Below are 23,683 nucleotides of genomic sequence, written 5' to 3' on the forward strand. Positions count from 1 at the left end.
ATCTTAAAACGATTAAAAACAACTCTCAAATTTTGGCTTAATGAAAGGTAATATAAGTACCCTTCTTAATCTGTTTGACTCAGTATTTCGACTTGCTGTCTGAACAGGTGAGCTATCTTACCTATTTTTTTAAAGATTGCAACCCCCTAAAAATACAAAAAGGTGCTTTTTGTCCAATGCACCCTTTATACTAATTTGAATTAATTATGAAATTTATTTCTCAATTACTTTAAAACTTTCTGAAAAGTTAAGCGTTCCAACATATTGGTTTAGTTGAAAGTGATGCTTCATACCCATTTTGATAGCTTCTTTTGCTAAAACAACAGATTCACGTTTTGAGAAACCTTTGCAAAGATTCGCAGCTACATGTGCAGCAAATGTGCATCCTAAGCCATGAGTATGATTTGTTTCAATGTGAGCACCTTCAATCAGTAGCAGTTCTTCACCGTCATAATAAAGATCCGCCGATGTTTTAGGAGACATTACGCTTCCAACATTCGTAATTGCAACAGCACCACACCCTAACTTCATAATTTTCTGAGCTGCCTCTTGCGCATCTTCATAACTCTCAATTTTATCCATTCCAGCTAATTGGGCTGCTTCAAATAAATTCGGTGTTGTTACTGTTGCATATTTGACTAAGTTGGTACGAATCGCTTCAGCGTGTTCTGGAAATAATGGCTTATCACCCTTACAAACCATAACAGGGTCAACTACAACAGGCTTCTCTCTTTCCAACTTTTCTAAACGCTCCGCAACATGCGCAATAATTTCCGGCGTTGGGAGCATCCCAAGTTTTACCGCATCAACACCTACGCCATCAAGGGCAGTATTCATCTGTGCGTCAATAGTTGTGATATCAATCGGATATACACCATGAGCCCAATTATTATTAGGGTCCATTGTCACAATCACCGTTAAAGCGCTAAAACCATATAAATTATGTTTTGCAAAAGTGCGAAGATCCGCTTGTATTCCTGCACCACCACTTGAATCTGACCCTGCAATAGTTAGAATTTTTTTCATATTTTATACCTTTTATTAATCTTCTTTTTATTGAGTAATTAAGCTCATTCGTTAATCTTGCACCTAAGTTTACTAGATGACAACTTATTTTTTATGACCCCCAAATAAAAAGGTTAAGTCAATTCTCTGACTTAACCTCTGATTTTATCAATCGTATTTTGATCTTATTTCTTTTTATTCGCTTCTTTACGCACTGCAATAAAATAAGGATTACCATTGCGATGCAACAAGATTCGAAGAACATTACTATCTTTGGTATCTTTCAACGCTTTATTAAAGGAAGAAAGATCTGTCACATCAACACCATCAATCTGGGTAATGACATCACCGACAAGCACACCTGCTTTTTTAGCGATTCCATCCTCAACAGCCGTCACCAAAACACCTTTAATTGCCGCAGAAGATTTTGTCTCTTCTACCGCAATCCCTAATGTATTTTTTGCCGCAGCACCTTTACCAGCGGCCTTGACACCATCGTCATCAAGTGCTTCAATCGTCACCTTTACGCTTTCAATATTGCCATTACGAAGCACTTCAAGATCAACAACTTCCCCGCCTTTTACACGACTAACTAACACAGGAAGTTGGCTCGATGACATAACTTCTTGGCCATTAAATTTAAGAATAATATCTCCAACCTTCAGATCAGATTTGCCTGCAGGACTCTCTTCTACAATACTTGCAATCAAGGCTCCTTTTGGCTTATCTAGATCAAATGTTTCCGCCAATGTTGATGTCACTTCTTGAATTTGTACACCTAGCCAGCCACGAGATACTTTACCTTCTGTACGGAGTTGCTCAACGATATGCATTGCCAAATCAATAGGAATTGCAAAACTAACTCCCGCATAGCTTCCCGTACTAGTATAGATCTGCGAGTTAATACCAATCACTTCTCCATCTGTGTTGAAAAGTGGCCCACCTGAGTTGCCAGGGTTTACCGCGGCATCAGTTTGGATAAATGGTGTTAGCGTATCATTCGGTAAATTTCGACCCAATGAACTGATAATTCCTTGCGTTGCCGTGTAATCTAATCCAAATGGAGAGCCAACAGCCATTACCCATTGCCCTACTTTTAACTTAGAGACATCTGCAATTTTTACCACAGGTAATTTTTCTGCATCAATTTTCAGAACCGCTACATCTGTTTTCTTATCAAGTCCTACAAGCTCTGCTGAAAGTTCACGACGATCTGCAAGATGAACTGTAATTTTGTCCGCTTCATTCACAACATGCGCATTAGTAATTACATATCCTTCATCATCAATAATAAAACCCGAACCAGCTCCACGAACGATTCTTTCCTGCTCCTCTGGCGCTCCACCATTACCAAAGAAAAAACTAAAAGGATCATTGCCACCAAAAGGAGATTCACCAAAAGGAAAGCCCTGAAAAGGTGAAAAAGCTTGAATCGTTTCAGTCGCCTCGGTAGTAATACTTACGACCGCGGATTTATTTTTCTCAAAGAGCTCACTCCAATCAGGTAACTGTGCGAAAACTTGCTGCATCAGCAAAATCGCGGCAGAAATCATAAGCCCAATTTGAGCAAAATAACGTTTTTTGAGTTGCATCAGAGTTTCTCCTTATATATTTGACTCATGTATTCAATATAAGGATTCAAATTTTGATATTCAAGAAAGAAAATAGAATAAATACAGATAAATTTTCAATTTTAAAGTAATTTTTCTAACATACTATTAACAAATAATAGTCCTGCATCAGTCGGCTTTATCTGTTCTGTCGACAATTCTAACAACCCTTGTTCTCGCCACTCACATAATAATTTTTCTATCTGCCTATTTTCTAAAAAAGTACGCTCTCCCCAATATATGGCAGGAACACCTTCCTTTAAACGTAAAACGTTCAAGAAAAACTCAAAGGGTAAATCTTTTTTCTCGATTTTATTAATCGTTAAACGCTCTTTTGCTAACGATTCAACATATGTTCTGGGATGCTTTTCGATTTGCGTTCGAAAAATTTTTCGATCATTCATCATCGTAATTTTCCCATGAGCCCCAGCACCGATACCAATATAATCGCCAAATTCCCAATAATTTCGATTATGCCGGCTTTTGTATCCCAATTTTGCAAAAGCAGATACTTCATAATGCTCATAGCCGCTTTCTTCGAGCAGTCGATAACTTTCCAACTGCATGGATTCGATTACCTCATCTTTGGGCAATTCTGGCTCATAGCGATGAAAATAAGTATTCGGCTCTATTGTTAATTGATAATGGGATATATGCTCAGGACTCAAATTTATAATTCCCTTTAAATCAGTGAGCGCCGCATCTAGGGTCTGTCCCGGCAAACCAAACATCAAATCACAATTGATATTATCAAATCCCGCCTCGCGTGCAATTTTAAAGGCTGTACGTGCTTCATCACTTGAATGAATACGACCTATTTTTTGTAGTTGTTCATTATTCAAACTCTGAACGCCGATCGAAAGTCGGTTAATACCTATTTTACGATATTCCTTAAAGTAGGATGCATCTACTGTTCCAGGATTTGCTTCCATGGTAATCTCAATCGTGGGAGAAAAATTAAGCAGTTTGCGTAATTCTGAAAATAATTCATCAAGTAAATTAGGTGGTATAAGACTTGGCGTGCCACCGCCAATAAAAATTGACTCTATCTTCCGGCCCCAAATATAAGGTAATATTTCGACCAGGTCCTCTATCAATGTTTTCATGTAAGGCTCATAGAGTTCTTCATTATTTTTATGTGAATTAAAGTCACAATAAGGACATTTTTGGATACACCATGGAAAATGAATATAGAGAGAGAGTGGAATCATGTATTTAAGCTCGTTTCCTAATTTAATTGGATAAAAGTATAAAGAATTTCTGAATACATGTCAGAGAAATCGGATTAAAAGTCGTTTGTTTACAAATTATAGTAACTTTTCTTTCGCGATTAATAGAAAAGGAGTACGATAAAATCATTTTCGATAGTAATAATATTATCTATTTTTAAACAATGATTTAGTGATTATGAATTTTCTGAGATATCCCAAATTTATGCCTACACTGTCCGAAGTACCGACTCTTTTACCCGGCATAATATTGTCCATTGCAACGGCGTTGATTGCCTTTTTAAGCATTCGTCTAATTCCTGCAATTACCGTCATAGGTGCGTCACCGATTGCTATTTTTTTAGGAATTATTTTAGGAAATCTCTATTTCAAACAACCAATATTTCAAAAAGGCACAAAATTTTCGGAAAGCAGATTACTCGAATACGCGATTGTTCTACTTGGCTTTTCAGTAACATTTGAAACTCTTTCGTATCTTGGCCTCACGTCTACTCTATTTATCGCTCTACAAATCACTGGCACAATTACTATCGCCATCTTAATAGGTAAATTGTTAAAATTCTCTCAAAGCTATTATCTATTAATGGCGGCAGGTAATGCTGTCTGCGGCTCCTCAGCAATCGCTGCTGTTGCACCCGTTATCAATGCAAAAGAGGATGAACGTGGATTAATTATTACCATCGTCAATTTAATGGGCACCATTATGATGTTCCTTTTACCATTAATTGCAATTTTCCTCTACAACTCTAAATTACATCAAGGTGCCTTCATCGGAGGGATACTTCAGTCTGTCGGACAAGTTATCGCGAGTGCAAGTATGTTAGGAACCGATGTTATCCGAAATGCAACCGTCTTTAAAATCATGCGAATCGCTTCTTTGGTAATTATTGTTTTACTATTTAACCACCTAGCACAAAAAAAACAGTATGCCGAACAATCTAAAAATCAAAAAACAAACGATAACCAAGATTTGATAAAATCAAAAAAAACAAAATTATTTACGCTCATACCTTGGTATCTTTTTGGATTTATAATTGCATGTACGCTCAATTCCCTGTCTGTATTCTCAGAAAATCTCACTCTTTATTTATTATCCATCAGCCATGCGTTTGAAACGATTGCACTTGCAGCGATTGGACTGCGTTTAAATTTCGCACTACTCAAACAACAAGGTGGAAAACTCGCCCTATATGCTTTATACGTAGGGACAGGCCAGCTGATGTTAGCGCTCCTATTGATCGCACTTTTTCTAAATTAAAACTTTTTCTGCAGAACAAGTAACACCCTCAAGATCTAAAAGCGCTCGTTTAACATGCAAGCCACCACTATATCCTCCAAGCATACCATTTGCTTGAATCACTCGATGACAGGGAATAATAATCGGTAATGGATTCTTGCCATTTGCACTACCAACAGCGCGAACCGCTCGAGGATTACCGATCTTCTCGGCAAGTATTTTGTAACTAATCACTTCGCCATAAGGAATTGTTTGCAATGATTGCCAAACCACCCTTTGAAATGTTGTACCACCCTCAAAATCTATTGGAAGCATGAAAGTTCTTAACTTCCCCGCAAAATATGCTGTCAACTCAGCAATTGTATTAACAATAAGATTTTTCAAAGAGAGATCCTCGACCTGTTCGCAATCTAAGATTTCATTAGCAATGGCTTTCCAACGCTTTTTAAAAGGCTCCTCATTACTTTTTTGCGTCGATAAATCTTGGAATATTTGTGAAATATCAAATTCAATTAATCCTCGTTTAGAAAATCGGATTCCAATATCTCCAACATCAAAAGGATGATAATAAAAATAGTTTCTAATAAATCCCATTTATGACCATCCTTTTCCAATATCGTTCGATTAGACGAATCTAATGTCGCCCAAAATGTTCTTGAGAAAAAGCCATTCGTTCCTGAATACTCTCTACCGGCTTACCTGATTTTTTCAACTCCACTAGATGAGACTCTACTTGTCTTGCCCTAGCAGCTAAACCAGCATTATTAGCAATTTGAATATTCAAGCCAGGACGAGCATTGATTTCAAGCACCAAAGGCCCCTTCACCTCATCGAGCACCATATCCACACCGATATACCCTAACTGGCTAAGCTCATAACAACTGGTTGCAAGTTCTAAAAAGCCATTCCAATCAGGCAAAGTCACATTACTCACGTGATTATTAGTATCAGGATGCCGCTGAATAATTTCATTAAACCATGTACCTTCAAGTGTCTGCCCGGTCGCAAGATCAACACCAACACCAATTGCACCTTGATGAAGATTTGCTTTACCATTTGATTGACGGGTTGGAAGACGAAGCATCGCCATTACGGGATAACCCATTAAGACGATCACACGAATATCCGGCACCCCTTCATAGCTGATACTACTGAAAATTGGGTCAGAATTGACTTTATACTCAATCAAGGCTCGATCTCTAGATCCACCTAAAGAGTATAGACCGGTAAGTGTACTCGAAATTTGATATTCAATTTCATCAAGTGTGATCAGACGGCCCGAAACAGTTTTATAGCGAGTATCGTCGAACTTATCACCGATGACCATTATTCCATCACCACCTGCACCTTGTGCTGGCTTAATAACAAACTCCGTTTTATCTTTTAGGATCTTACGCAAATTTTTGATATCACGCTCTGTTTCAATCACTCCATACATCTCTGGAACATTGATTCCTGCAGCAATAGCACGCTCTTTCGTAATAATTTTATCATCTACATAAGGATAGAATTTGCGATTATTGTACTTTAGAACAAAATCACCATTTCGTTCGTTAATACCCATAACGCCTCGCTTACGAAGTGCGCGCCAACGCTTAATCATCGTAAACATTTACTTCTCCTCTTTGAGCATTGCTCTAAAACGTTTAAGTTCTGTTAAACGATAACCACGATAACGCCCCATCATTAACATAAAGCCAGCAAGTACTAAGAGGATACCTGGGAATGTAAAGACGAAATAAACAAATTCTGGAATATCCATTAAAAGATATGCAAGCGATGATGCAATTAATGTTCCAATACTAATCTTAAGTACATTCCCTGCACCACGCTCTTCCCAAGTTATCGATAAGCGTTCAATGGTCATTGTTAAAATAACCATTGGGAATAAGCCTATCGCTAAGCCGCGCGCAAAACCCATCTTATAACTAATAATACTAAGTATTGCGATCATCAAAATAACAAATGTAAGAACAACTGATAATCGTGAGAGCATCTGTAACTTCAAATGTTCTAAGTAAGAACGAACTAATAATCCTATCGCGATAATAACCGAGAAAAAGGCAACCCCGAACCCTAGCCCTGTTTCTCTAAATGCAAGGGCAATCAAAACCGGCGTAAAAGTTCCTAAGGTTTGAATACCAACCACATTTCGAACCAGAAGAATAACTAAAACACCAAATGGGATCATCAACATCAATTCATACCCAAACTGCACCGAAATTGGCAATGAGTAAAGCGAATAAGAGAGGAATTCTGCACTGTCTGTATTAGTCGCCTGCGCTAAACTAATCGCTGTTAACTGTTTGTCTGTAACACTAAATGAAACTCGCGGTTTTTGCGCATTAACAGTTAATAGCGGCTCATCCCCTACTGACCAAACAATCGTATTTTTCGGCAACCCTACAACACCATTATTAATGTTAAAATAATACCATTTCCCCGTAGTAACATTTTTATTAGTCTCTTTATCTTTACTCGATGTTTCAATATAACTTCTTAACCATACTTCTGGCTGTTGATCCGTGCTAGGCTTTAACTCCAAAGTATTCACGCGTTGTACGGGAATATGGGCTTGTGACAGAATCATTTCTGCAACTGCATATCGATTTTTTGCAGAAGTATCACCTTTTAGTAGAAGTGCAACATTAGAATTACTAAAGTCATTAACTCGAGTGATTGTTTCACTGATAAAACTCATGGTATTTGACGATGTTGAGCGGATATCGCTCACTAATGCATCTACTGCTAATTGTTCTGCACCATCCAATGGAATCGCTTCACGATAAATCGAGCCCTTTTCCTGAGTTTTATTCACCCCACCAAAATTAGGCGATAAAGCTAAACGGTAATAGATCGTTTCAGCACCTTGAGTCCGACGAATTGAATAATGTGCAATTTTATTACCAAGATCATCTACCTCAAAACTTTGACCATACTGCTTATCTGCAACTAATGTTTCGCTAAATTGCGTATAGTCTTGGTAATCAGTAGGGACATAAAACTTTACAGAAACAGCACTTGATTTAGGCACATCGTAGGTAATTTTGGCATCAATCGTCCAAAGATTTTCCACATCTTGATCGGTAAAAGGAATCTGCAATACATAACGCTCATAAATGATTGACCCTAAGCCAATCGCAACGAGCAAGAAAATTAAAACTTTAAGGTGTAGATTAACGGAACGCACAGGATACTTTCCTTATAAATAAGTGGGATTAGGCTGCTCTACTGACATTCAGGAACAGTGGTATATTTACGATTAGCATCAACTAATGCTTTATATTGTCTTAATGCTTTTGCCCCAATTAATAATGGATAGCTAAAATGTCCTCGATTAGTTAAGTTGACTTCAATCGTCTCCTTAAGGCCACCTAAACAGACAGTCATTTCAACCACTGGGCGTTTAGAAGAGGCTATATCATCAGTATCCTCTCCTTCTTCCACTCGTTGCTTAATTCGAGAAATTTTCACTAGTGGCATCTCTTGCTGAGCAAGTGGCTGATCATCAATAACTGGGGTAAAACGAACCCAGTCATCTCCCTTTTTTTTGAAATATTCAATATCGACAGCATTTAAAGATGCCGTATAAGCCCCTGTATCTAACTTGGCTTTAATCTCTGTATCACCTAACTCATCAATTGTAATCAATTCATATCGACCAAAAATCGGTTGTGAGCCTTTCATATCTTGATCCTTTTTTGCAAAACCAACACCTAAAGATAGGAGTAATATTGCTGATAGTGCTACAGTTTTTCTCATATTTTTAAACCTACTTTTAAAATAGTTTTGATTCACCATTTGTCCCGGATTTTTATTATCAAGTTGATTATTTTAACACAGGTTATCGCCTGAAAAAATATTCCATAAAGACAAACAAACATCTACACATATCATCGATTTTACTCTAATTCAGATACTCTTCTGTTGTAGCATCCTAAAATACTCTTTATTATTTCCAGTATCTTAAATTGTAAAGTACAGCTTTTATACGTCTACTACTGCGTAGCAGATAAAAATGTATAATGATCAATTCGTTAAAAGATAAAAAGGAGCCTTTCTAAATGGCTATTGAAGCAGATATAAAAGCGCACTTAGAAGCGTTACCACAGATTATTGCTCAAGATATTAATGCGAAAAAAGAACAAGTCGCGGCAGCAATGCGTTTACTCGACGAAGGTGCGACCGTTCCTTTTATTGCTCGCTACCGAAAAGAAGTTACCGGCGGACTTGATGATACACAATTACGTCTTTTAGAAGAACGCTTAACTTATCTTCGAGAACTTAATGATCGCCGAGCAACAATTCTTCAATCCATTTTAGAACAAGAGAAACTTACTCCTGAATTACGGGCTCAGATTAATAGCACAACCACCAAAACAGAATTGGAAGATTTATACCTTCCTTTCCGTCCTAAGCGCCGTACTCGTGCTCAAATTGCAATCGAAGCTGGTATCGAACCTCTCGCTGACCTGCTCTTCACCAATCAACTTGAAGAAGAGATCGAAACGTTAGCTACCAGATATCTCAACCCCGAACATCAATTTAACGAAGTGAAAGACGTGCTTGATGGCGCTCGCTTTATTATCATTGAACGCATCGCCGAAAATGCAGAACTCCTCGGGAAATTACGTCAATATCTTTGGAGCTTTGGCGTTATTTATTCTACCGTCCAAACAGATAAAGAAGAGATAGGAAATAATTATAGTGATTACTTCGACTTTCAAGAAAAAATCAAGGATATTCCTTCCCATAGGGCTCTAGCATTGCTACGTGGTCGCAATGAAGATATTCTCTCACTAGAACTTAAGTTACCTGAAGAGCTTGTGGAAGCACCCCAAACATTTATTATGGATCGTTTTTCTCTCACCAATCCCCACCCTTGGCTGAAAGATACCATTCGATTAAGTTGGAAAGCAAAGTTGCATCTATCGCTCTCCTTAGAACTCATCAACCAACTTCGAGAAAATGCAGAGACAGAAGCGATTAAAGTTTTTGCACGAAATCTTAAAGATCTTCTTTTAGCATCCCCCGCCGGAGAAAAAGGTATTTTAGGAATTGATCCAGGCTTGCGAACAGGCTGTAAAGTTGCGGTCGTCGATCGTACTGGAAAACTACTCGATACAGCAACAATTTATCCACACGCTCCGGCAAATCGTTGGGATGAAGCATTACATCTGCTTGGACAGTTTGTTGAAAAATATCAACCTGAATTAATTTCTATCGGAAATGGTACTGCATCACGAGAAACTGACAAACTTGCCAGTGAACTCTGTAAAAAATACTCATACCTCAACAAAGTTGTCACAAGTGAAGCCGGTGCTTCTGTCTACTCTGCATCTGCCTTAGCCGCAAAAGAATTTCCAAATTTGGACGTCTCACTCCGAGGGGCAGTTTCAATAGCAAGGCGCTTACAAGATCCTCTCGCTGAACTTGTGAAGATTGAACCCAAAGCCATCGGAGTTGGTCAGTATCAACATGATGTCAACCAAACTCAACTCTCAAAAATGTTAGAAGCAGTTGTGGAAGATTGTGTTAACGCAGTAGGTGTCGATGCCAATACTGCCTCAAGCGCTTTATTAGCACAAGTCTCTGGTTTAAATAGTACAACTGCACAAAATATTGTCGACTTTCGTGATAAAAATGGACCTTTCCCAAATCGTGATGCGCTTCGCAAAGTACCGCGACTAGGTCCAAAAACATTTGAACTTGCGGCTGGATTCTTACGGATCCGTGGCGACAATCCACTTGATATATCCGCGGTTCACCCAGAAGCATATCCCGCAGTAGAAAGAATTTTAATCAAAACAGGAAAGCCACTCACAGAGATATTAGGGAACAGTAACTTTATCCGTCAATTAGATCCGAAAGATTTTATTTGTGAACAATTCGGCATACCTACCATTAAAGATATTTTTGAAGAACTAGAAAAGCCGGGTCGTGATCCCCGCCCTAAATTTGTTACCGCGACTTTCCGTGATGATATTACCGACCTGAAAGACCTTAAACCAGGTATGAAACTCGAAGGCGTTGTGACAAACGTAGCCAACTTTGGAGCCTTTGTTGATATCGGCGTTCATCAAGATGGTCTTGTTCATATCAGTGCACTTGCTGATAAATTCGTGAAAGATCCGCATGAAATCGTAAAAGTGGGGGATGTCATTAAAGTTAAAGTAATAGATGTTGATATTCCTCGCAAACGTATTGGCTTAACTATGCGGATGAATGATCCCATTGAAACAACTAATACTACCGAAAATAAAGCGACACCAACGAATAGTAAAAAAATCAAACAATCGGATCAACGTTCAACATCGACAATTAACAATCCATTTGTTGAAGCCCTAGGTAAATTAAAACGTTAAAATACTGGCTGTTTAAATTTAAACGAAAATTTTATCCATTTAGACAGCCACGCTTATTTGATATAATCCACTCAAAAATCAAATCTATCAATAACATTGCATAGATACTTTTAACTCATATTTTATTGAGAATGTGATGACTTTTAAAATACGCACACTTATCTTAGGTTTTATGCTTCTACTTGCGGGATGTAGCGATCCCCACTCCCCAGAGGAGAGTATTCAACTCTTTTATGAAAAGCTCGGTACACAGAACTATCCTGAACTCATTGCACTCTTCAACTTAGAAGCAAACCTTGCCGAACGTGAATCAGAAGCAGAACTATATGAAATTTTAACAATTATTTTTCAAGATTTAGCCGAAAATATCAATGTTCAAGGTGGCATACAAAAAATTGAATACCACTCAATTGAATTTAATGCTAACAAAGATCAAGCAATTGTACGTTACACAATCTACTTCAATAATGGATCCAATGCTTTTGATACCCTCCACTTACAAAAAGATCATACAGAGTTTTGGTTACTAAATATTGAGTAGATATTGACTTTACAGCGGCATTAAAAGCTTAAAGGCTCTAAAAATATCAGAGCCTTTTATTAATCCCAATATATTAATAAGCGCTAATTACTTCTCTTTTTGACGCTCTATTTTACGTTTACGCTTTGCACTTCCCCGTATTTCTGCCGTTTTTCCAGGACGATTAGCGTAAGGATTTTCGTTGGTGCGGTAATAGATTCTAACAGGTGAACCTTCGATGCCTAATTCTTCACGATAAATATTACTTAAATAGCGTGTATAACTATCTTTCACATATTGTGTACGATTACCATGAATAATTACCTTTAATGGATTTTTTCCACCTTGATGAGCATAGCGTAGCTTTGGTGCATACCCTTTTTCCATTGGCGGTTGATGATTATGGATTGCATATTCCAAAATATTAGAGAGTTCATTTGTCGAAAACTCACGCATCGACTGATCAAAAACATCTATTGCCTGACGAATAACTTGTCTGACACCTTGACCATTCAATGCTGAAATAAACATTGGCTCGGTAAAATCAATAAAAGCAAAACGGCGAGAAAAATCTTGTTGCACCCAACGCTTCTCATCGTCATCGAGGGAATCCCACTTATTAACCGCTAAAATTAAACCTTTACCCGCCTCTAAAACAGCACCTAAAAGCGTTGCATCTTGATCTGACAGTCCCTCTTTAGCATCAAAAACAAATACCACAACATTCGCTTTTTCAAGGGCATCCAAGCTCTTAAGCACACTAAATTTTTCAATCATATCCGTCACACGACTTCTACGACGAACACCAGCAGTGTCTATAAGAATAAATTCCCGATCATATGCAGAAAATGGGATCTCAATACTATCACGCGTCGTCCCAGCGATATCAGAAGCTAAAACACGTTCCTCGCCCACAATTTGGTTAATCAGTGTAGATTTCCCTGCATTAGGGCGACCAAAAACCGCAAGACGAATAATGTTATCGTGTTTTTCTTCTTCTACCGAGTCTTTCTCTGGAAAATCAATTTCGGAGTAGGCTCGTTGAAGCAACTCATAAAGTCCCTGATTATGCGAAGCTGAAATTGCGACAGGTGTACCTAAACCTAGCGTATAAAAATCTCCTACAATGACTTCCGGCGAAATACCCTCGGCCTTGTTCACAACCACAATTACAGGCTTCCCCATACGACGTAGTCGATCGGCGATCTCTTCATCGTAGGCAGTAACCCCTGAGCGTCCATCTACAATGAAAAAGATGAGATCAGCTTCTTCCGCAGCAATCCACGCTTGCTCAGCAATCAGATGATCCATCTTATTATCATCATCTGAAAGTCCACCAGTATCGAGCACTTGATAAGGTCGATCGCCAACTTTTCCTTCACCGTATTGGCGATCTCTTGTTAACCCGGGTTGATCTGCTACTAACGCATCTCGGGTTCTAGTTAGTGAGTTAAAAATTGTTGATTTCCCGACATTAGGACGCCCAACAAGCGCTATAAGTGGTGCTACTGACATTCTTTCCCTTAAATTGAAACTCGATAGAGCGTACCGGAATAGTCTAAGAGATAGACTCGTCCATTTATCTCTTTAATATCTAATAAAAACCCTGTAGAAGCAATTTTAGTGGAGCCCTGTAAAATACCTGTTGTTGCATCAATTACATGAACATACCCTTCAAAATCACCCACAACAATACGGTTACCTACCAAAACTGGACGTGTTAAATTACGTCCCTTTAAATCTTGATTACTCCATTGTGTCATACCATTTTGCGCATCAAGTGCCTCAATAGTACTATCACGCTCAACGGTAATAACGGCATCACCAGCATATACTAGACCAGCATAAACACCTTTACCAGCTTGCCATACTTTCCGTCCTTGGTGCGTAAGGGCTGTCACTCCAGCATGGTATTGGCCAACATAAATTCGATCAGGAGTCACAACAATCGCAGCATCAACATCTCTTAACCCGCCCATATAGCTAGCATTAAGGCGCTTACTTAATACAGTACGCCACATTTCTTCACCAGTCTCTGAGTTAATTAAGGATAATGATCCTTCATCGCTTGCAAGAAGGACATTTCCATTTAAGAATGTTGGAGGCGCCGCACCTCTTACTGCGAACTCTGCGTTATTGAAGATATACGCCCAATCCTCTTGCCCTGACTGCAAGTTAAAGCTTTCAACGGCTCCAAAGAGCGTACGAATTACCGCGATATCACCATTTGCTACCGGCGATACTGCAGGGACGCCCAACAATCTTTTCACCCAAATTGATGAACCATTCGATGCGGATAATGCCTCAATATTTGCATCTTGACGGCCAACGAGTAAAACTCCTTGGCTGTAACTAATACCCGTATTCAAAGGGGCAGTTTTATTCTCCCAAATTTTCTGCCCACTATTCATATCTACCGCATTAATATTCCCTTTTTCTCCGGCAACGTATAAGGTATTCACGCCATCATCCGCAATTAAAAAGCGTAACGCACTCTCTTTTGAGGTTGAACTATTAGTTTTTACCACCCAATCTTTCGAAACAAGATTACTCGGAACAGATTTATCTAAATCTGTTGGTGGCGCTAAATTACTCTTCCCTCTTAAGCCACCGGCACAGCCAGCAACCAACAGAGTTGCGATGATCATCGTAGTGATTTTCTTCATTTTGATAAGCCCTATCTGCAATATTTATTGTGCATTTAGACGATTAAATTTATTTAATGTATTTTCAGGTACAACATCACTTTTCAGTGCTTCTTCATAAGAGATTTTTGCATCCTGCTCTTTCCCTAATGAAAGATAAATATCACCTTCTAACGCTTTACGTAACCCTAAAAATTCTGGCGCCTGAATTTCTTTTAATGATGCTAAGGCATCTTCATTTTTATTTTGATCATACTGAACAATAGCTAAACGATATTGAAGAAGTGACTTCACACCTTCTTCATCAGCATCTGCAAGAGCCTGTTTTAGGTAACTTTCAGCCACATCGTATTCTTTTGCTCCATGTGCTTCTTTTGCTAGCAGCATTGCGGAAAATACTTTATAAATACCTTCATTTTCAGCGATAACTTTCTCACCTTGAGCTGTATCTAAAGGCGACTTTGCAATCTCTGCTAAAGAGGATTCATACACATCATAAAGCTGATTTAATTTTGATGATGAGTGATTTCGATAATACTCAACCCCCACAATTGAACCAACAACTACTACAATTAGTAAAAGAATAAATCCCACATTACGTTTTAACCAATCGACGAGTACTTCCGCGCGCTGTTCATCTGTTTCGTATTGATTTAAAGCCATATACATCAACCTTATCTATCTATTGATCTGTTAAATTATTAAATAAAAATTCTTTGAGCCCACTGCGATCGATTTCTATTTGATTCCCATCAGTACGGAGATCCTTAAGAATCACTTTATTATCCGCTAACTCATTGTCCCCCATAATTAAAGCATATTTAGCGCCGGAACGATCAGCTTTTTTCATTTGAGACTTCATACTTCCTCCACCTAAATTAGCAATAACACTCACTTTAGGTAAAGAATCACGGATTTCCTCAATTAATCCTAGTCCTTCTAAAGTTGCTTTTTCTCCTAAAAAAATAGTTGTAAGGAGGGCTGTTTTTTCGTTAGCAGCAACATTACAAGCCTGACAAAGTAAAATCAAACGCTCCATACCCATACCAAAACCTATGGCGGGTGTTGAACGTCCACCTAGTTCTTCCACCATCTTGTCGTAGCGGCCACCGCCACAAACTGTACCTTGAGAACCAAGCTTATCAGTCGTCCACTCAAATACTGTGCGGGTATAATAATCCATTCCTCGAACGATACGTGAATTTACTTTATAAGTGACCCCTAAAATATCGAGCTGTTTGCATAATGTTTCAAAATGATCTTTCGATTCTTGATCCAAATGATCAAGAAGTTTCGGTGCCTTTGCAATAATCTCATTTAAATCCGGATTCTTAGAATCTAAAATACGCAATGGATTTGTATATAAACGGCGCTTACAATCTTCATCAAGTTGAGTTTGATATCCCTCAAAATACTGAATCAACTTCTCGCGATAAATCTTACGACTTTCGGCAGTCCCCATTGAATTAATTTCCAGCGTTACCTCATTCTCAATACCTAAACGTTTCCAAAAACGTGCAAGCATTGCGAGCATCTCTGCATCAGCATCCGGTGTCTCAACTCCAAAAACCTCTACATCTGCTTGATGAAACTGACGATAACGCCCTTTTTGAGGTCTTTCATAACGGAATGCAGGGCCAATTTGCCAAAGTTTCTGTACTTGATTATAAAATAAGCCATGCTGAATTCCCGCACGTACAATACTTGCTGTCATCTCTGGACGTAACGAAAGACTTAAATTGTCATTTTGATCAGGAAATGTATACATCTCTTTTTCAACAATATCAGTCACTTCACCAATAGAACGAGTAAAAAGACGGGTCTCTTCCATAATCGGTGTACGAATCTCTGAATACCCATATTCTGAAAAGAGCGAGCGCAAATGACCTTCAATCATCTGCCAATATCCAATTTCATCAGGAAGGCAATCATGCATTCCTCTTATAGCGTTTATTTTTTGACTCATTATTTTTATTTCCTACCGATACAGCTCAGAATTTAGTGAAAAGCGTATAGATACGGCCTCTTCTGTTAAAGGCTTATAATAATACTCCGGAATTGCTTTTCCGTTAACTGTTATTTTCTCGATGACTGCGGGGTTACCAAGATAGATATCATATCCTCCCTTCGCATCAAGCTGATACTCATCGCCATTTCTCATCACGCGACTAGTTAATGTTCGGCCTTGAGCATCCTCAATATCTAATGTTGTGATATCAGCAGTTCGAATCTTGACGACATCTTTTTGTGCCAACTCACTTTGTAAAGAGGAAATAAGGCTTTGCAATGCTTGATAATTCTCCTCAAGTGCCGTTATCTCATCTTGTAACACTGATATTTTACGTTGATCTTGCCAAGCGAGATTTTTATCCTCTTGCAAAGAGAGGACATCTTCATTCTTTTGTGCCAATTTTTTTTGAAGTGCTTCTAATTTTTGCTGTTTACTTTTTAAGATTGCGTTATTCACAATTCCCTCGATAAAAGGATAAAATCCACTTTCACGATCGTAAATTGATACATATTGTTTAAAACGATAATTTTGTTTATCTAAGAGCACCTTAGGAGAACTCACCCCTAATCTCACTTTCCCGGGAACTCCATAAAAATATTGAATGTGAGATTGTGGAGCAATAAACGAACCACTGATTACCTTAGTTCCAAGGTCAATCAAAGGTAATGATGAAGCGGAAAGAAGAGGGCTATAATTCCGTAACGCGGCTCCTAAGACATCAAACCGCCCAGAATACTTTTTTTTTTCATATTCCCCGACAGCAAGATGATCAAAGCCTTCTCCTAAAATCTCGCTCTCTTTATTGAGCATTACAAAATGAGATTCGCCCTCCTCATAATTATTTGGATCGCTTTGCCCGCCAGAAAAGACGTCTCCTTCATGGTACTCATTTACAAGAGCCGCTTGTTGCTCACGAAGAGATTCGCTCAATAGCTCTTCAAAGGTGATATCTTCATTCATTGCTGAACCATCCTGCAGACTATACTCTAGCTCTAGAGGAGGTAACCGTTCATTAGGAAGATTTACGACCTCTTTAGCAGAAATTCCACTATTTTTAAAAGGGGAAGGAATAACTCCTGCCTGATAAAAGTATGCAAAAATCGCAATTAACACCAAAACAAAAATCAAATAATACTTAAAATTATTTGAGCGCTTCTTCTCTTCAGCTTCATGTTTGACTTTAGACGTTTCATAAAACCCCTGACTACGAGGATCCGCTGCTTCTTGTAATTCTTCCAGACTCTGCTCAAAAGATTCTTGAGGAAGATTAAGTAATTTAGCATATTTACGTAAATAATTTTTCGCATAGAGTAAAGCACCAATTTCTCGATAGTTTCCCTGCTCAAGTGCGGTAACAAGTGAAGGTCGAATAGAAAGCACACGAGAAACTTGCTCGACAGACATCTCTTTTGCTATCCGAGCATCACGCAATTGTGCGCCTAATATCTCTGCAGTCATTCTATTATTCTTCACTACTTTCCTCATTAAATTGTGTGCTAAGTATGTAACGATACTTATTAATTTCTACTTTATTATTTACTTTTAAGCTCAACAATAATCCTAACTGAACACTCTCTTTATTATAACCATTGAGATCATTAAATCGATCCAGAGCCGATATAGCCTTATCATACAATTGATTATGATAATGTACTTGTGCTAGATAAAGATAATTTAATGCAAATTCATTATCAAGCATTATTGCTTTTTCAATGCTTTCTTGAGCCAAATTAAAATTATTGCGAGTAATATAACATTTTGAAGCCGCGCTATATAGTCGAGAAATAAGCTTTTTACGATTCTTTAATCTTTCATCATCGATAATTGGAAGATCACTATTTCGATAACAAAAGAGAACAGCATAGTTCTCAAGCGCAACTTTATGATTTAAATTTAATGCAATTGCTTTTAAAAAACTTTCATTGGCCTTCGTGATTCGCCCTTTTCTTTCCCAAAGAACCCCATAGCTATTATAAAGATCCGCAAAAAGTGGGTAACGAGTGATCAACTTATCAAGTTTTTTCTCTGCGGCCTCATAATAGTGAGAATCAATATAATGTTGAATAAGCATATAATGTTTTTGATCCGCATCATCTAAATCATCTAGCGTCAACACATTATTATGATTAAATCGCGTTATAGTCGATGAGCAACCCGTTATTAGAAGAAAAAACATCAAAATAACCAATCTAGCAAGATTATTTTTTACGATACGTCGCATTCTCTGCTCCAATACTTTTATTTACACATCCCTTAAACCTAGTAGGCATAATTGAGTAAGTATTAAGATTCACAGAAAAATGAGTACAAAAAAACGTAGTACATATTAATGGACTACGTCTTTTGTTATGTTTATGCTATTTTGCAAATTCAAACAAGGCTAACGCGCCTCGGTTCTTTTAGTTTTATCTTTAACACGTCCTGCTAATTGACCACATGCAGCATCAACATCATCACCACGTGTTTTTCGAGTCACGGCCACTAAACCATAACCCATTAGAATTGATCTAAAATGATCGATTTGCTTCTTATAAGAGGTCTCATAATCGACTCCGTCAAAAGGATTAAATGGGATAAGATTCACCTTTCCCGGAATATTTCGTATAAGCCGTGCTAGCGCGTGCGCATCTTCATCGCGATCATTCACATTGCGAAGCAAAACATATTCCCAAGTAATCTTTTTATTAGTCCCATCGATGTAATTTCGACAAGCCGCTAACAGTTCTTCAATCGGATATTTTTGATTGATAGGCACTAACTCATCACGAAGCGTATTGTAAGGTGCATGAAGTGAAATAGCTAAAGCAACATCGATATCATCTTTAAGACGATAAAGCGCCGGCACGACACCAGAAGTACTCAACGTCACACGACGCTTTGATAATCCAAAACCATAATCATCAAGCATGATCGAGATTGCAGCGATCACATTTCGGTAATTTAAAAGCGGCTCACCCATCCCCATAAAGACCACATTGGTAACTTTACGTGGTGTGAAGTTATCAATCTCTTCAAAATCATTGAGAAGTAACTTCGCGATCATTAATTGGCCGACTATCTCTTCAACAGAGAGATTTCGGTTGAATCCTTGCTTGCCTGTCGCACAAAATGAGCAATCTAAAGCACAACCAACCTGCGATGAAACACAAAGCGTTCCACGATCATCTTCGGGAATATAGACCATTTCAATGGAGTTTCCTGAATCTAATCGAATCAACCATTTACGCGTTCCATCTTCCGAAAGATTATCTAAAATCACTTCGGGAAGCTCTAAGGTGGTTAGCTCTTTCAGCTTTTCACGAGTCTTCTTTGAGACATCTGTCATCTCATCGATGCTACGCACACCTTTATGATAGAGCCATTTCATGATTTGTGTGGCGCGATAAGGCTTCTCCCCTATCGAGGCACAGAATTCTTTTAAATCATTAAGCGTCAGGCTATATAAATTTACCTGACGCTTACTGTTTTCTACTTTAATTTCAATATCTAACATCGATATTTAAAGTCCTTTTTTTGAATTTACGCTATTAAATTATGCGCAAACTTTTGGTGCTGCAACAGCATTTGGACCGAAGAAGTATTCGATTTCAACTTTAGCTGTTTCTGGCGCATCTGAACCATGAACTGCATTTGCATCAATTGATTCAGCGTAATCATGACGAAGTGTACCTGCTAAAGCATCCTTAGGATTTGTTGCCCCCATTAAATCACGATGCTTAGCAATCACATCATCACCTTCTAACACAGAGATTACAACAGGACCTGAGATCATGAACTCCACTAAATCATTAAAGAAAGGACGCTCTTTATGTACCGCGTAGAAACCTTCAGCTTCTGCACGAGTTAAGTGAGTCATTTTTGCCGCAACAATTTTAAAACCTGCTGCTTCAAAACGTGAATAGATTGCGCCAACGACATTTTTTGCAACTGCATCGGGCTTGATAATTGATAAAGTTTGTTGTTTGCTCATTGTGAACTCCTACTTTCAACGAATATAATCATAAGGCGGCTTAGTCTAGCATATTCTTAATTTTTCTACTTAAAAATATACGCGGCACAACCGACCATTTCTATTGATTTATCTCTTCTGTATACCCGCTGTTATAGACTAATCCTGTGAAAATTCTTGCCAACTGTTTCATCGCCGATATCGAAGGGATTTGCGTGTGATATCCCTTTATCTCATAAACCTGTCCATTTTGAATAGCTTTAACCGATGATAAAAACTCCCACTTAGGCGAGACTTTAGTCACATCTAAATAGTCGCGATCAGCATCATGATCCTCGATAATACTATTGAGAATAAAAATCCATTCAGGATTTAATAAAGAAATAGCCTCTCGACTCAACTCAGGGGCATTCAAGGAACCTAAATAAACATTCTCCATCCCAATGGTTGACAATAATTCTCCATGAAAACTTCTACCAGCAGCAAGTCTTGGCAAGATCGTTTCTACATTATCGCCATAATTATAGAGAATCAACACCTTAGGCTTATTGGTACTACGCGGGAGCGGAATTAAATCTGCTAAATGATCTTTGAGTGTTTTCTCGTCAATCACAATTTCCCCCTCGCAATAATGGCCAATCTCTTGTTGTGCGGCTTCCATTTCATCGAGTGTATCAAGTGAGAAAACACGATTTTTAATCCCTAGAGAATCTAATCGTTTAGAGACGGGATTATCAATCGAACCTTCTAAAAAAACAATGTCAGGTTTAAGTGATACAACTTTTTCAAAATTAAGATCAAAAAAACCTCCAACATCTTGGCGAGTTGTAGATTTAGGTAATCGACAATAACGAGTTGCTCCAACAATATTACTATCAAGCTTCATATCGGCCATCATATCGCTTAAGGCCGGAGATACCGATACGATTCGTTGACAATTTCGACTCTCACCTTTAGGAATCGTTACAGAATCGGCATAGCTTAATGTAATGAACGATAGCAATAATAAAATCAGCAAACTTCCAAATCTTTTTAGCATAATTCCTAAAAACTCCTGTCAAATCATTCATTGAACAAATCGAATTATGTACATAACTCTCTTTATTTTAACCTAAAAACAAAACGTACCCTATTAAGAGTACGTTTGTATGAACATTTTTCCAAAATTACAACTTTTAAAGCGAGATATTTAGACCAACATAAGCTGTTCGTCCTTTCTCACGATAGCCACGCGCAAATTCATAATCTTTATTAAAGAGGTTTTGAATCTTTGCATCAACTTCAAAAGTGCGGTTAATTTTATAGCTACCAGCGAGATCAAAAAGTGCAAAACTAGACAGTTCTATATCCTTCCCACTTTTACTATCTTGTCGTTTTCCGTAATAGATAGCTGAAGCGCTTAAAGCTAATGTCTCAATAGGCTTATAAGTTACATTTGCAGTAATCTGATGCTTTGGACGACGGAGCATTTTTTCATAAATACCGTTAGTATTTTTCTGTTTTGCATCTAAATATGTATAGCTGCCAAATAATGCCCATTGATCATTTAGCTCAATAGATCCTGATAATTCAAATCCTGATATTTTCGCTTTACTAATATTCTCATAAATCCAATTCGTGCTAATATCATTCGTAAACATGTTTTTATATCGAGTATTAAAGTAACTGATTGCAACCAAACTATTCGACGTTGGTTTCAACTCAATACCAATATCTACCCCTTTACTAGTCTCCGGTTTTAAATCCCTATTCCCCGCAAAAGAGTCAAATATTTGATATATATTAGGAGCAGTAAAGCCTGTACCAAAACTTCCTTTAAGCGCAAAAATATCAGAAAAGTTATAACGAGAAGTTAGTCTGTAAGTTGTTTTATTACCAGCCATCGATGTATTATCGTATCGAACACCTACTGTATTAAAAAATTTATCTTCAAAATCAAGCGACTGTTCTAAGTAAATGCTCTTTGTGTTCTGTGAGTGAGTAATCCGATCACTGCCCGAGCCCTGCTCCTTTTGATAAGCAAATCCAAAACGAGTAGAAAAATTCTTATAAAAACTCAATTCATTATCAAAGTTAAGTGTTTGCGTTTTACCTCGAAAACGATAGTAAGCTAATTCAGCGCCAACTGGATTAATCCAATCACCAAACCTAAAAACATCATTGCTAGTATAATTAGCTCTATTGATGTTTGTTAAAGCATAAGAAATTTTAGATGTCCACTGGTCTTCAAAAAAAGATCCATTTAAAGCTAATACACCTGTAAATAACTTGGTCTTATTATAATCGTTATATGGATTCCAATAATAATTTGAAAAATCACTGTCATATTCTGAATAACGATCGTTATATGTCAATGCTAAATCTATATCAAAATTTTCATTTATAAGATAATTGAATCTCCCAGATAACTGTCTATTTTTATTTCGATCTTTGTCATATTGTTGATCTGGCTTATTTGTGCGTTTAGATATATCTATCCCACCCATATTCTCTATCAGCCCACCTAGAGAATAGCGAAATTTACCAACTTTCCCTGTGGTTGTAGCACTGACCTGAATGGTTTCATGTGAACCTGCCATTACTCGTAATTTAGTGCCCTTATCATTCAAATCATTGGTGAAAATTTGAATAACCCCCCCCATTGCAGAACTACCATAAAGAGCACTTTGTGGACCTTTCAATACCTCAATACGATTGACATCTAAAAGTGATCCTAAAAGTGAAAAGTCAACCATTCTACCCGTTCCCATAGGATCACCTAAAGGAACTCCATTTACCAAAACCAAAGTGTTATAGCCATTTGCGCCACGTAGAAAAATTGAACTTGGCCCTGCGGTACTATTTTGGCTCAAAATCACACCTGGTTGATGTGCTAAAGCTTCAACCGCAGTATTATACTGGCGAGTTTGAATTTCATTGTCGGTAATAACAATACTCTGTGCACCAACTTCGCTTTGCAAGGTTGGAGTACGATTAGCAGTGAAAATAATTTCATCACTATTTTCTTCTGTGGAAACAGTTTTCGCAAATGATGATGAAATCGATAAAACCGAAAAAAGCGCAAGCGCAAGAGCGCCTTTTAAATAAGGAGATGTCATAAGCCTCTTAAACC

20 protein-coding genes are annotated in these 23,683 nt (G+C 37.9%); 3 read left to right on the forward strand and 17 right to left on the reverse strand.

What is annotated here, in order from left to right; genetic code table 11:
* Nucleotides 1–213 precede the first annotated feature (213 nt).
* The 3 genes from thiD to hemW form a co-directional block, all read right to left on the reverse strand.
* A complete protein-coding gene (gene thiD, locus ACPF7B_RS05920) occupies nucleotides 214–1,026 on the reverse strand; it encodes a bifunctional hydroxymethylpyrimidine kinase/phosphomethylpyrimidine kinase (RefSeq protein ID WP_490504908.1) in 813 nt (270 codons plus the stop codon).
* 164 nt (nucleotides 1,027–1,190) lie between these two features.
* Entirely contained in the window at nucleotides 1,191–2,597 is a 1,407-nt protein-coding gene (locus tag ACPF7B_RS05925; protein ID WP_490504909.1) for a Do family serine endopeptidase, read from the reverse strand.
* A 101-nt stretch (nucleotides 2,598–2,698) separates the two neighbouring features.
* Nucleotides 2,699–3,826 (reverse strand): radical SAM family heme chaperone HemW, encoded by a 1,128-nt coding sequence (gene hemW / locus ACPF7B_RS05930; RefSeq protein WP_490504910.1) that lies wholly within the window; start codon nucleotides 3,824–3,826, stop codon nucleotides 2,699–2,701.
* A 223-nt stretch (nucleotides 3,827–4,049) separates the two neighbouring features.
* Between hemW and ACPF7B_RS05935 the strand changes: the two genes are divergently transcribed.
* On the forward strand, nucleotides 4,050–5,102 hold the full coding sequence (locus ACPF7B_RS05935) for a YeiH family protein (RefSeq protein ID WP_490504911.1): 1,053 nt from the start codon (nucleotides 4,050–4,052) through the stop codon (nucleotides 5,100–5,102).
* On the opposite strand, the gene ACPF7B_RS05940 is transcribed toward ACPF7B_RS05935, so the two are convergent.
* The 4 genes from ACPF7B_RS05940 to ACPF7B_RS05955 are packed head-to-tail and all read right to left on the reverse strand — an operon-like array spanning nucleotide 5,094 to nucleotide 8,768.
* Nucleotides 5,094–5,675 (reverse strand): methylated-DNA--[protein]-cysteine S-methyltransferase, encoded by a 582-nt coding sequence (locus ACPF7B_RS05940; protein WP_490504912.1) that lies wholly within the window; start codon nucleotides 5,673–5,675, stop codon nucleotides 5,094–5,096. The genes ACPF7B_RS05935 and ACPF7B_RS05940 overlap by 9 nt on opposite strands.
* A 40-nt stretch (nucleotides 5,676–5,715) precedes the next feature.
* Nucleotides 5,716–6,693, reverse strand: coding sequence for an alpha-L-glutamate ligase-like protein (locus ACPF7B_RS05945; RefSeq protein ID WP_490504913.1), 978 nt, complete (start codon nucleotides 6,691–6,693; stop codon nucleotides 5,716–5,718).
* Nucleotides 6,694–8,271, reverse strand: a complete 1,578-nt coding sequence (locus ACPF7B_RS05950) for a UUP1 family membrane protein (RefSeq protein WP_490504914.1) — start codon at nucleotides 8,269–8,271, stop codon at nucleotides 6,694–6,696.
* Between the two features lie 38 nt (nucleotides 8,272–8,309).
* Nucleotides 8,310–8,768 (reverse strand): ATP-dependent zinc protease family protein, encoded by a 459-nt coding sequence (locus ACPF7B_RS05955; RefSeq protein ID WP_490506505.1) that lies wholly within the window; start codon nucleotides 8,766–8,768, stop codon nucleotides 8,310–8,312.
* 377 nt (nucleotides 8,769–9,145) lie between these two features.
* On the opposite strand from ACPF7B_RS05955, the gene ACPF7B_RS05960 reads away from it, so the two are divergent.
* Together ACPF7B_RS05960 and ACPF7B_RS05965 are read left to right on the forward strand one after the other, a co-directional pair.
* Entirely contained in the window at nucleotides 9,146–11,446 is a 2,301-nt protein-coding gene (locus tag ACPF7B_RS05960) for a Tex family protein (protein WP_490504915.1), read from the forward strand.
* A 136-nt stretch (nucleotides 11,447–11,582) separates the two neighbouring features.
* Nucleotides 11,583–11,987 carry a hypothetical protein gene (locus tag ACPF7B_RS05965; RefSeq protein ID WP_490504916.1) on the forward strand — a complete coding sequence of 135 codons (405 nt, stop codon included), beginning with the start codon at nucleotides 11,583–11,585 and terminating at the stop codon, nucleotides 11,985–11,987.
* 87 nt (nucleotides 11,988–12,074) lie between these two features.
* On the opposite strand, the gene der is transcribed toward ACPF7B_RS05965, so the two are convergent.
* The 10 genes from der to ACPF7B_RS06015 all read right to left on the reverse strand — a co-directional run bounded on the left by der (nucleotide 12,075) and on the right by ACPF7B_RS06015 (nucleotide 23,669).
* Complete coding sequence (der, locus tag ACPF7B_RS05970; RefSeq protein WP_490504917.1) at nucleotides 12,075–13,481, reverse strand: ribosome biogenesis GTPase Der; 1,407 nt, start codon at nucleotides 13,479–13,481, stop codon at nucleotides 12,075–12,077.
* Nucleotides 13,482–13,489: 8 nt separating this feature from the next.
* Nucleotides 13,490–14,632: an outer membrane protein assembly factor BamB family protein gene (locus ACPF7B_RS05975; RefSeq protein WP_490504918.1), complete on the reverse strand. Its 1,143-nt coding sequence runs from the start codon at nucleotides 14,630–14,632 to the stop codon at nucleotides 13,490–13,492.
* Nucleotides 14,633–14,656: 24 nt separating this feature from the next.
* A complete protein-coding gene (locus tag ACPF7B_RS05980; RefSeq protein WP_490504919.1) occupies nucleotides 14,657–15,274 on the reverse strand; it encodes a YfgM family protein in 618 nt (205 codons plus the stop codon).
* Nucleotides 15,275–15,293: 19 nt separating this feature from the next.
* Nucleotides 15,294–16,577, reverse strand: coding sequence for a histidine--tRNA ligase (gene hisS / locus ACPF7B_RS05985; RefSeq protein WP_490504920.1), 1,284 nt, complete (start codon nucleotides 16,575–16,577; stop codon nucleotides 15,294–15,296).
* Nucleotides 16,578–16,589: 12 nt separating this feature from the next.
* The gene (locus ACPF7B_RS05990; protein ID WP_490504921.1) at nucleotides 16,590–18,095 is read right to left on the reverse strand and encodes a helix-turn-helix domain-containing protein; all 1,506 of its coding nucleotides are present in this window, start codon (nucleotides 18,093–18,095) and stop codon (nucleotides 16,590–16,592) included.
* Nucleotides 18,085–18,843, reverse strand: coding sequence for a tetratricopeptide repeat protein (locus ACPF7B_RS05995; RefSeq protein WP_490504922.1), 759 nt, complete (start codon nucleotides 18,841–18,843; stop codon nucleotides 18,085–18,087). Before ACPF7B_RS05995 ends, ACPF7B_RS05990 begins: the two co-directional genes overlap by 11 nt.
* Nucleotides 18,844–19,002: 159 nt before the next feature.
* Complete coding sequence (gene rlmN, locus ACPF7B_RS06000) at nucleotides 19,003–20,115, reverse strand: dual-specificity RNA methyltransferase RlmN (protein WP_490504923.1); 1,113 nt, start codon at nucleotides 20,113–20,115, stop codon at nucleotides 19,003–19,005.
* Between the two features lie 39 nt (nucleotides 20,116–20,154).
* On the reverse strand, nucleotides 20,155–20,592 hold the full coding sequence (gene ndk, locus ACPF7B_RS06005) for a nucleoside-diphosphate kinase (protein WP_490504924.1): 438 nt from the start codon (nucleotides 20,590–20,592) through the stop codon (nucleotides 20,155–20,157).
* Between the two features lie 100 nt (nucleotides 20,593–20,692).
* Nucleotides 20,693–21,610 (reverse strand): ABC transporter substrate-binding protein, encoded by a 918-nt coding sequence (locus ACPF7B_RS06010; RefSeq protein ID WP_490504925.1) that lies wholly within the window; start codon nucleotides 21,608–21,610, stop codon nucleotides 20,693–20,695.
* A 136-nt stretch (nucleotides 21,611–21,746) separates the two neighbouring features.
* Nucleotides 21,747–23,669 (reverse strand): TonB-dependent receptor plug domain-containing protein, encoded by a 1,923-nt coding sequence (locus ACPF7B_RS06015; RefSeq protein WP_490504926.1) that lies wholly within the window; start codon nucleotides 23,667–23,669, stop codon nucleotides 21,747–21,749.
* Between the last annotated feature and the right edge of the window lie 14 nt (nucleotides 23,670–23,683).

It is taken from the genome of Ignatzschineria sp. 22MB058224, from assembly GCF_058188435.1.

Excerpts from the sequence above, each read along its gene's own strand:
- ACPF7B_RS05935 (WP_490504911.1), top strand. The coding sequence starts at position 4,050 with ATGCCTACACTGTCCGAAGTACCGACTCTTTTACCCGGCATAATATTG.
- ACPF7B_RS06015 (WP_490504926.1), bottom strand. The coding sequence starts at position 23,669 with ATGACATCTCCTTATTTAAAAGGCGCTCTTGCGCTTGCGCTTTTTTCG.
- der (WP_490504917.1), bottom strand. The coding sequence starts at position 13,481 with ATGTCAGTAGCACCACTTATAGCGCTTGTTGGGCGTCCTAATGTCGGG.
- rlmN (WP_490504923.1), bottom strand. The coding sequence starts at position 20,115 with ATGTTAGATATTGAAATTAAAGTAGAAAACAGTAAGCGTCAGGTAAAT.
- ACPF7B_RS05995 (WP_490504922.1), bottom strand. The coding sequence starts at position 18,843 with ATGCGACGTATCGTAAAAAATAATCTTGCTAGATTGGTTATTTTGATG.
- ACPF7B_RS05965 (WP_490504916.1), top strand. The coding sequence starts at position 11,583 with ATGACTTTTAAAATACGCACACTTATCTTAGGTTTTATGCTTCTACTT.
- hemW (WP_490504910.1), bottom strand. The coding sequence starts at position 3,826 with ATGATTCCACTCTCTCTCTATATTCATTTTCCATGGTGTATCCAAAAA.
- hisS (WP_490504920.1), bottom strand. The coding sequence starts at position 16,577 with ATGAGTCAAAAAATAAACGCTATAAGAGGAATGCATGATTGCCTTCCT.
- ACPF7B_RS05960 (WP_490504915.1), top strand. The coding sequence starts at position 9,146 with ATGGCTATTGAAGCAGATATAAAAGCGCACTTAGAAGCGTTACCACAG.
- ACPF7B_RS05925 (WP_490504909.1), bottom strand. The coding sequence starts at position 2,597 with ATGCAACTCAAAAAACGTTATTTTGCTCAAATTGGGCTTATGATTTCT.
- ndk (WP_490504924.1), bottom strand. The coding sequence starts at position 20,592 with ATGAGCAAACAACAAACTTTATCAATTATCAAGCCCGATGCAGTTGCA.
- thiD (WP_490504908.1), bottom strand. The coding sequence starts at position 1,026 with ATGAAAAAAATTCTAACTATTGCAGGGTCAGATTCAAGTGGTGGTGCA.
- ACPF7B_RS05945 (WP_490504913.1), bottom strand. The coding sequence starts at position 6,693 with ATGTTTACGATGATTAAGCGTTGGCGCGCACTTCGTAAGCGAGGCGTT.
- ACPF7B_RS05975 (WP_490504918.1), bottom strand. The coding sequence starts at position 14,632 with ATGAAGAAAATCACTACGATGATCATCGCAACTCTGTTGGTTGCTGGC.
- ACPF7B_RS05980 (WP_490504919.1), bottom strand. The coding sequence starts at position 15,274 with ATGGCTTTAAATCAATACGAAACAGATGAACAGCGCGCGGAAGTACTC.
- ACPF7B_RS06010 (WP_490504925.1), bottom strand. The coding sequence starts at position 21,610 with ATGCTAAAAAGATTTGGAAGTTTGCTGATTTTATTATTGCTATCGTTC.
- ACPF7B_RS05955 (WP_490506505.1), bottom strand. The coding sequence starts at position 8,768 with ATGAAAGGCTCACAACCGATTTTTGGTCGATATGAATTGATTACAATT.
- ACPF7B_RS05940 (WP_490504912.1), bottom strand. The coding sequence starts at position 5,675 with ATGGGATTTATTAGAAACTATTTTTATTATCATCCTTTTGATGTTGGA.